The organism is Streptomyces sp. SPB074 (assembly GCF_000154905.1).
GTDB lineage: Bacteria > Actinomycetota > Actinomycetes > Streptomycetales > Streptomycetaceae > Streptomyces.
Genome location: NZ_GG770539.1, coordinates 1,870,542 through 1,879,046 on the forward strand (window position 1 = coordinate 1,870,542; position 8,505 = coordinate 1,879,046).

Below are 8,505 nucleotides of genomic sequence, written 5' to 3' on the forward strand. Positions count from 1 at the left end.
CTGCTCGCCGAGGCCCGTACCGAGGCCGAGCGGCTCACGACCGAGGCCGCCGAGCGCGGTGAGGCGGAGCGGGTACGGGCCGAGGAGGCGGCGGCGGAGCTGCGCGCCGAGGCGGAGCGGGCGGCGCAGGCCCTCAAGGACGGCGCGGCCGAGGAGCTGACCCGGCTGCGCGCGGAGGCGGAGCAGCGCCTCACGAGCGCCGAGGAGGCGCTGAGCGAGGCGCGCGCCGAGGCGGAGCGGCTGCGCGCGGCGAGCGCGGAGGACGCGGAGAAGGTACGGGCCGAAACGGCCGAGCGGGCCAGGACGGTGCGCGAGGAGGCCGAGACCGAGGCGGAGCGGCTGCGCACCGAGGCGGCGGCCGAGGTCGCCGCCGTGCGGGCCGAGGCGGAGCAGACCGCCGTACGGCTGCGCGCCGAGGCCGAGACGGAGGCGGCGCGGGTCCGCGACGAGGCGCGGCAGACCGGTGAGCGGCTGCGCGCCGAGGCGAGCACGGCGGCCGAGCGCGTCACGACGCAGGCGGCCGAGGAGCTGGCCGCCGCGCAGGAGGAGGCCGAGCGGCGGCGGCGCACGGCCGAGGAGACGCTGGAGTCGGCGCGCACCGAGGCGGGCGAGGAGCGGGAGCGGGCGCGCGAGCGGGCCGAGGAACTGCTGACGAAGGCGCGTACGCGCGTCGAGGAGGCGGAGGCGGAGGCCGTCCGGCTCGTCGAGGAGGCGGAGACCCGGGCGCAGGAGCTGGTGGGTGCCGCCGAGCAGAGCGCGCAGCAGGCGCGCGAGGCGGTCGCGGGGATAGAGCGGCGGGCCGAGGAGGACGCGCGCGGGCTGCGTTCGGCCGCCGAGCACGCGGCGGAGCGCACCACGACCGAGGCGCGCGAGGAGGCCGAGCGGGTCCGCGCCGACGCCTACGCGGAGCGCGAGCGGGCGGGCGAGGACGCGGCGCGGCTGCGGGCCGAGGCGCGCGAGGAGCGCACCCAGGCCACGGAGCTGGCCGAGCACACGGTCCGCGAGGCGGCCGAGGAGGCCGAGCGGCTGCGCAGCGGCGCCCGGGAGACGGCCGAGCGGCTGCGCACGGAGGCGGAGCAGGCCGCCGAGGAGCTGCGGACCGGGACCGAGCAGGCGGCACGCACGCTGCGCGAGGACACCGAGCGGGCCGCCGAGGAGCTGCGCACCGCGACGGAGCGGCACGCGGAGCAGGTGCGCGCGGCGGTGGCCGGGGAGCGCGAGAACGCCGAGCGCGAGGCGCAGGCGGCGCGGGCGGAGGCCCGAAAGGACGCGCAGCGCATCCGCACCGAGGCCGCCGAGGCCGCCGACACGCTCCTGACGGGGGCGCGCACGGAGGCCGAGGAGCTGACGGCGCGGGTCGCGGCGGAGACGGCGCGGCAGCGCGAGGAGGCGGCGGCCGAGGCGGAGCGCGAGGTCGTCGGCGCCACGGCGGAGGCGAACCGGCGGCTCACGCGTGCCAAGGAGGACGCGGAGCGGCTGCTCGCCGAGGCGAAGGCGGCGGCCGGGCACCTGCGCGACCAGGCCGAGTCGGCGGCGGCCGAGGCCCGGGAGGCCGAGCGGGCGGCGCGGGAGCGTGCGGCGGAGCTGACGTCCCGTACGGCCGAGGAGGCGGAGCGGGCCAGGAGCGAGGCGCGCGCGGAGGCGCAGCGCCTGCTCGACGAGGCGCGCGCGGAGGCCAACAAGCGGCGCACCGAGGCCGCCGAGCAGGTGGACCGGCTCGTCTCGGAGGCGAGCGCCGAGGCCGAGAAGCTCTCGAACGAGGCGCTGGAGGCGGCGCTCAAGACGACGGCCGACGCCGAGGAGCAGGCCGACCGGATGGTGGGCGCGGCGCGCTCGGAGGCCGAGCGGATCATCGGCGAGGGCCGCTCCGAGGGGCACGCGGTGGTCGAGAAGGCGCGCGCGGACGCGGACGAACTCCTCGTCGGGGCGCGCGGCGACGCGACGCGGGTGCGGGAGCGGGCCGAGGAGCTGCGCGAGCGGATCACGAGCGAGATCGAGGAGCTGCACGAGCGGGCGCGCCGCGAGTCGGCGGAGGCGATGCGCACGGCGGGCGAGCGCTGCGACGCGCTCGTCAAGGCGGCCGAGGAGCAGCTCGCGGAGGCCGAGGCGAAGGCGAAGGACCTGCTCGCCGACGCCGGCTCGGAGGCCGGGAAGGTCAGGATCGCGGCGGTCAAGAAGGCCGAGACGCTCCTCAAGGAGGCCGGTCAGAAGAAGACCGAGGCGGAGGCGCTGGCGGACCGGCTCGTGGCCGACGCGAAGGCCGAGGCGGAGCGGATCACGACGGAGGGGCAGCGCGAACTGGACATCCTGGTGCGGCGGCGGCAGGACATCAACGCCGAGATCGGCCGTGTCCAGGACGTGCTGGAGGCGTTGGAGAACTTCGAGGCCCCCGGCGGCAAGAGCGCCGGCGGGCCGGGCGAGGGGTCGGGCAAGGGCTCGGGCGGCCGGGACGCGCAGAGCGGCGTCAAGGCGGGGGCCGTGGCCGGATCGACTCGTTCGGGTGGAAAGCAGACGGAGCGGTAGCCACAGTGTCAGGAGAGCGCACGGCGTCGGGAGTGCCGCGGGTGTGCGAGCCGGAGGGACGGTGTTCCCGGTGACGACGCAAGGTCAGTCGTCGGGCGTGAGCGCCGTGTTGACGGTGGATCGGAAGAATACGGTCCGCGCACGCACAAAAGGGGTGGCATTCTCCAGATCAAACGGGCATTTGCTCGATGACACGCCGCCCCGACCCCTAGGATTCCCTCTATCACCTCACCGGTCTCTTTCGACAGGAACCCCATGAGCGACACTTCCCCCTACGGCTTCGAGCTTGTGCGGCGTGGGTACGACCGCGCTCAGGTGGACGAACGCATCTCGAAGCTCGTCTCCGACCGTGACAGCGCCCTGAACCGCATCACCGCCCTGGAGAAGCGGATCGAGGAGCTGCACCTCGAAACGCAGAACGCCCAGGCGCAGGTGAGTGACGCGGAGCCTTCGTACGCGGGCCTCGGCGCCCGGGTCGAGAAGATCCTGCGGCTCGCCGAGGAGGAGGCGAAGGACCTGCGCGAGGAGGCCCGCCGGGCCGCCGAGCAGCACCGGGAACTCGCCGAGTCCGCCGCCCAGCAGGTGCGCAACGACGCCGAGTCCTACGCCTCCGAGCGCAAGGCGAAGGCCGAGGACGAGGGCGTCCGCATCGTCGAGAAGGCCAAGGGCGAGGCCGGCAACCTGCGGGCCGAGGCGCAGAAGGACGCGCAGTCCAAGCGCGAGGAGGCGGACGCCCTCTTCGAGGAGACCCGCGCCAAGGCCGCGCAGGCCGCCGCCGACTTCGAGACGAATCTCGCCAAGCGCCGCGAGCAGTCCGAGCGCGACCTCGCCTCGCGCCAGGCGAAGGCCGAGAAGCGCCTCGCGGAGATCGAGCACCGCGCCGAGCAGCTCCGCCTGGAGGCCGAGAAGCTCCGCACGGACGCCGAGCGCCGCTCGCGCCAGACGATCGAGACGGCGCAGCGCCAGGCCGAGGACATCGTCGCGGACGCCAACGCGAAGGCCGACCGCATCCGCAGCGAGTCCGAGCGCGAGCTCGCGGCCCTCACCAACCGCCGCGACTCGATCAACGCGCAGCTCACCAACGTGCGCGAGATGCTCGCGACGCTCACCGGCGCGGCCGTCGCGGCGGCGGGCGCGCCCGCCGAGGATGAGACCGTCACGCGGGGCGTCCCGGCACAGCAGTCCCGCTGAGGCGACTCCACCCCGTACGGGGTGACGACCGGAGCACCGGGCGGAGGCGACACGCCTCCGCCCGGTTTCCGTGTGCCGGGTCCCGCGCGGGCCCGGGTCCCGTCCGGTGGCCCCGGGGTCCCGTGCGGTGGCGTCCGGTCACCTGGGGTGGCGTCCGGGTTCCGCACGGTGGCGTCCGGGTTCCGTACGGCCGCGTTCCGGTTTCCGCTACGGAGCCGAGTCCGCGCCGCGCGCCCGCTGCCGGGCTTTCGCGTGGTGACTTCGTTAGCGTGGACACATGATCGAGGTCTCAGCGCTGACGAAACGCTACGGCGACAAACTCGCCGTGGACGACCTGTCCTTCACCGTGCGTCCGGGCGTGGTGACCGGCTTCCTCGGGCCCAACGGCTCGGGCAAGTCGACCACCATGCGCATGATGCTCGGCCTGGACAAGCCGACGCGGGGCCGCGTGCTCATCGACGGAAAGCCCTACCCGGCCCTGGACGAGCCCCTGACGCAGGTCGGCGCGCTGCTCGACGCGAAGGCGATGCACGGCGGGCGCAGCGCCCGCAACCACCTGCTGTGCCTGGCCCAGTCGAACGGCCTCCCGGCCTCCCGGGTGGACGAGGTGCTGGACATCGTGGGCCTGACCGCCGTCGCGAAGAAGCGCGCGAAGGGCTTCTCGCTCGGCATGGGCCAGCGCCTGGGCATCGCGGGCGCCCTCCTCGGCGACCCGCGCATCCTCATGTTCGACGAGCCGGTCAACGGCCTCGACCCCGAGGGCATCCACTGGATCAGGAACCTGATGCGCTCGCTGGCGCACCAGGGCCGCACGGTCTTCGTCTCCTCGCACCTCATGAGCGAGATGGCGCTCACGGCCGAGCACCTCGTCGTCATCGGCCGGGGCAAGCTCCTCGCCGACACCTCCATGGCCGACTTCATCCGCGACAACTCGCGGACCTTCGTCCGCCTGCGCACCCCCGACCGCGAGCGCCTGCTGGACGTGTTGCGCCAGGAGGGCATCGCGGTGGCCGAGGGCCCCGAGGGCACGCTGGAGGCGGATCACGCCGACCCGGCGCGGCTGGGCGAGCTGGCCCACGCCAACGGCCTCGTCCTGCACGAGCTGAGCCCGCAGTCGGCCTCGCTGGAGGACGCGTTCATGCAGCTCACCGCGCAGACGGTCGAGTACCACGCCCACACCGGCGCGGGTCCGGCCGCCGTCCCGCCCGGGGACGCGCAACCGCCTCCGCCCCCGGCGGGCGGACAGGGCTGGGGCGAGAACCGGGACCGGAAGGGCGACTGAGCGATGGCCGTGCCGCAAGTACTTCACTCGGAGTGGACCAAGATCCGCTCCGTCAGCTCGACCGTGTGGACCCTCGGTCTGGCCTTCGTCGTGACCCTCGGCCTCGGCGTGCTCATCAGCGTCGTGTCGAACAACGACTTCGACTCGATGAGCCGCGAGGACAGGCTCACCTTCGACCCCACCTACATCGGCTTCGCCGGGATGGGGCTCGGCCAGCTCGCGATGATCGTCTTCGGCGTGCTCGTCGTCTCCAACGAGTACTCGACGGGGATGATCCGCACCTCGCTGGCCGCCGTGCCGCGCCGGGGCGTCTTCTTCTCCTCGAAGGTGGCCGTCGCGACGGTGCTCGCCTTCGTCGTGGGCCTCGTCACAGCCTTCGTCTCGTTCTTCGTCGGGCAGCTCATCCTGGGCGACCACGGGGCCTCGATCGACGACCCGGGCGTGCTGCGCGCGGTCTTCGGCGCCGCGCTCTACATGACGCTCATCGCGATGTTCTCGATGGGGGTCGCGGCGATGCTGCGCAGCCCGCTGCTCTCCCTCGGCATCCTCATGCCGTTCTTCTTCATCATCTCGAACGTGCTCGGCAGCGTGAACGCGACGAAGAAGGTCGGCCAGTACCTGCCCGACCAGGCGGGCACGAAGATCATGCAGGTCGTCCCGCCGCTGCACGACGACGCCCCGTACGGTCCCTGGGGCGGGCTCCTCATCATGGTCGCCTGGGTCGCCGCCGCGCTGCTCGTCGGCTACGCGCTGCTGCGCCGCAGGGACGCCTGAGACCCGGGCCGTCCGCCGCCGCCCCGCCCGCCCTTGGCGGGAACCGCCCGGGGCCGGATAGCCTCCTCACCCATGCGGGGGCGGGCCGCCCCCGTTCCCCGGCACGGGCGCGTACAGGCGCCCGGGCACGGGGCGGGCGGGGCGGACAGGACGGGCGAGGGCGGGTGCGCGGATGATCGAGGCGAACGGCCTCAGCAAGTGGTACGGCGCGAAGAAGGCCGTGGACGGCCTCACCTTCACGGTGCGGCCCGGGGTCGTCACGGGCTTCCTCGGGCCCAACGGCTCGGGCAAGTCCACGACGATGCGGCTCGTCCTCGGCCTGGAGCGGCCCTCGGAGGGGACCGTCACGATCGGTGGCGTCCCCTTCCGGCAGCTCCCGAACGCGCCGCGCGAGGTCGGCGCGCTGCTCGACGCGAAGGCCGTGCACGGCGGCCGGACGGCCCGCAACCACCTCCTCTCGCTCGCCCAGCTCTCCGGCATCCCGGCCCGCCGGGTGGACGAGGTGCTGGGCGTCGTCGGCCTCCAGGACGTCGCGAAGCAGGCGGCGGGCGGTTTCTCGCTCGGCATGGGGCAGCGCCTCGGCATCGCCGCCGCGCTCCTCGGCGATCCCCGCGTCCTCCTCTTCGACGAGCCGGTCAACGGGCTCGACCCGGAGGGCATCCTGTGGGTGCGCCGCCTCATGCGCGCGCTCGCCGCCGAGGGCCGCACCGTGCTCGTCTCCTCCCACCTCATGAGCGAGATGGCGCTCACGGCGGACCATCTCGTCGTCATCGGGCGCGGCCGGCTCCTCGCCGACATGAGCGTCCGCGACTTCATCGCGCGCAACTCCACGGACTTCGCCCGGGTACGGGTCCCGGACGAGGCGCGCGGCGAGGCGGAACGGCTCGCGGGGCTGCTGCGCGCGGCGGGCGGCCAGGTACTGCCCGAGCCGGACGGGGCGCTGCGCGTCACGGGGCTCACGCTCCCCGCCATCAGCGACCTCGCGCACGAGGAGCGGATACGGCTGTGGGAGCTGTCGCCGCAGCACGCCTCGCTGGAGGAGGCGTACATGCGCCTCACGCAGAGCGAGGTGGACTACCGCTCGACGGCCGACTCGCTTGAAGGCTTCGCGGAGCCCGATCCCTTCGGCGGCCCGCCGCGCGAGCCCGCCGTGCCCGGCGCGGGCCAGTCCGGCTGGTACGCGCCGCACACCCCGTACCCCCGCACCCCGGCCCTCCCGCGCTCCGCGGACGCCGTGACAGGTGCCGCCCAGGAGCACGAGGAGGCCCGATGAGCGCCCCGACCCCGCAGCCGCACCCCGCCGCCGCGACACCGCCACCGGCGGTACCTCAGACTTCGGTACGGCGGACGACGGCACCGCGGACGCCCGACCCCCGTTCGGTGCCCTCGCCCGGCTCCCCCGCCCCGTACGAGTCGCCCATCCCGATCGTGCGGGCGCACCTCGGGCACGCGCTGCGGGCCGAGTGGACGAAGATCCGCACGGTGCGCTCGACGCTCTGGACGCTCGGCGTCTTCGAACTGCTCGTCGTCGGCGTCGGGCTGGTCTTCGCCGCGACCGTGGGCGAGCGCATGGGCCGCGGGGACCGTGTGACGCTCTTCGCCTTCCCCGGGCTGCTGCTCGGCACGATCTGCCTGCTGACCCTCGGTGTCCTCGTCATCTCCTCCGAGTACGGCACCGGGCTCGTCCGCCCGACGCTGACCGCGGCGCCGCAGCGGCACCGGGTGCTCGCCGCAAAGTTCCTCGTCTTCTCGGCGATCAGCTTCGTCGCCGTGCTCGTGGCGACCGGGATCGTCGCGACGGCGGGCGCGGCCTTCGTCCCGGCCGGGGCGGACCTGCACTGGGGCGGCCCCGCGCTCCTCGCGAGCCTGTACCTCTCCCTGCTCGGCGTGGTCGCGCTCGCGACGGGCACGATGCTGCGGCATTCGGCGGGCGCGATCGCGGCGATGCTCGGCGTCTACTTCCTGCCGACCGTCCTGCCGATCTTCCTCGTCAACATCGAGGCGACGGAGACGCTGGGCCGCAAGGTGCTGGAGTACAGCGCGCCGAACGCCCTCTCCCTGCTGCTCATCCCCGACCAGGGCGGCAACGGCCTGCCCCAGCTCGCCCTCCTCGCCGTCCTCACGGCGGCGGTCGCGGGCTGCGCCTTCGCGGTGCTGCACCGGCGGGACGTGTAGCGGCGGGACGGCGTGCGGCGGCGGGACGGCGTGCGGCGGCCGGACGGACAGCTGCGGGACGGGTGAGGCGGGCACTCAGTAGCGGGGCGCGTTGCGCGAGCGCCGTACCGGCGCCGCCCGGCGGTCGCGCGCGTTCCAGCACGCCTTGTGCCAGTGCCTGCGCTCGTCGACGCCCGAGTACTCGGGCCAGGCGACGACGTGCGGGACGCCCGAGGGGATCTCCTGGTCACAGCCGGGGCAGCGGTACGTCTTCCCGGCGGCGCTCGCACCGGCGACGTGCCGGACGGACCATTCCTCGTCCTGCCAGGTCTCGGTCCGGTGCAGCCCGAAGCGGTTGCCCGGGTCCTCGTCGGCCCGCTGGCCGGAGCCGGGGGCTCCCTTGGGGCGGTTGCGGCGGGGGGACACTGGAACACCTCTCAGGCTGCGGCCGGACGGGAATACCGTCCAGCGTACGCGCGCGCCCGCGACGGCAGCGCGCGCCGGGGGCGCACGCCCGGACCGACCGCCCCTCCGCGCTCACGCCCCACGCTCGCGCCCCACGAGCGGCGGCGCGTGAGCGG

Annotated in this window: 6 protein-coding genes and 1 pseudogene; 6 read left to right on the top strand and 1 reads right to left on the bottom strand. The window is 74.8% G+C overall.

What is annotated here, in order from left to right; translation table 11 throughout:
* From SSBG_RS07410 to SSBG_RS07435, 6 genes and pseudogenes are all read left to right on the top strand, one after another.
* Positions 1–2,523, top strand: a pseudogene (locus tag SSBG_RS07410) (hypothetical protein); the annotation flags it as partial.
* Positions 2,524–2,778: 255 nt separating this feature from the next.
* Positions 2,779–3,714: a cellulose-binding protein gene (locus tag SSBG_RS07415; RefSeq protein ID WP_008745581.1), complete on the top strand. Its 936-nt coding sequence runs from the start codon at positions 2,779–2,781 to the stop codon at positions 3,712–3,714.
* 277 nt (positions 3,715–3,991) lie between these two features.
* Positions 3,992–4,996, top strand: a complete 1,005-nt coding sequence (locus tag SSBG_RS07420) for an ABC transporter ATP-binding protein (protein ID WP_008745582.1) — start codon at positions 3,992–3,994, stop codon at positions 4,994–4,996.
* Positions 4,997–4,999: 3 nt separating this feature from the next.
* Positions 5,000–5,770 (top strand): ABC transporter permease, encoded by a 771-nt coding sequence (locus SSBG_RS07425; protein ID WP_008745583.1) that lies wholly within the window; start codon positions 5,000–5,002, stop codon positions 5,768–5,770.
* Positions 5,771–5,942: 172 nt separating this feature from the next.
* Positions 5,943–7,043 (top strand): ABC transporter ATP-binding protein, encoded by a 1,101-nt coding sequence (locus SSBG_RS07430; protein ID WP_008745584.1) that lies wholly within the window; start codon positions 5,943–5,945, stop codon positions 7,041–7,043.
* Entirely contained in the window at positions 7,040–7,945 is a 906-nt protein-coding gene (locus SSBG_RS07435; RefSeq protein ID WP_008745585.1) for an ABC transporter permease subunit, read from the top strand. The genes SSBG_RS07430 and SSBG_RS07435 overlap by 4 nt, the downstream gene beginning before the upstream one ends.
* Positions 7,946–8,020: 75 nt before the next feature.
* On the opposite strand, the gene SSBG_RS07440 is transcribed toward SSBG_RS07435, so the two are convergent.
* Complete coding sequence (locus tag SSBG_RS07440; protein ID WP_008745586.1) at positions 8,021–8,350, bottom strand: hypothetical protein; 330 nt, start codon at positions 8,348–8,350, stop codon at positions 8,021–8,023.
* Positions 8,351–8,505 lie beyond the last annotated feature (155 nt).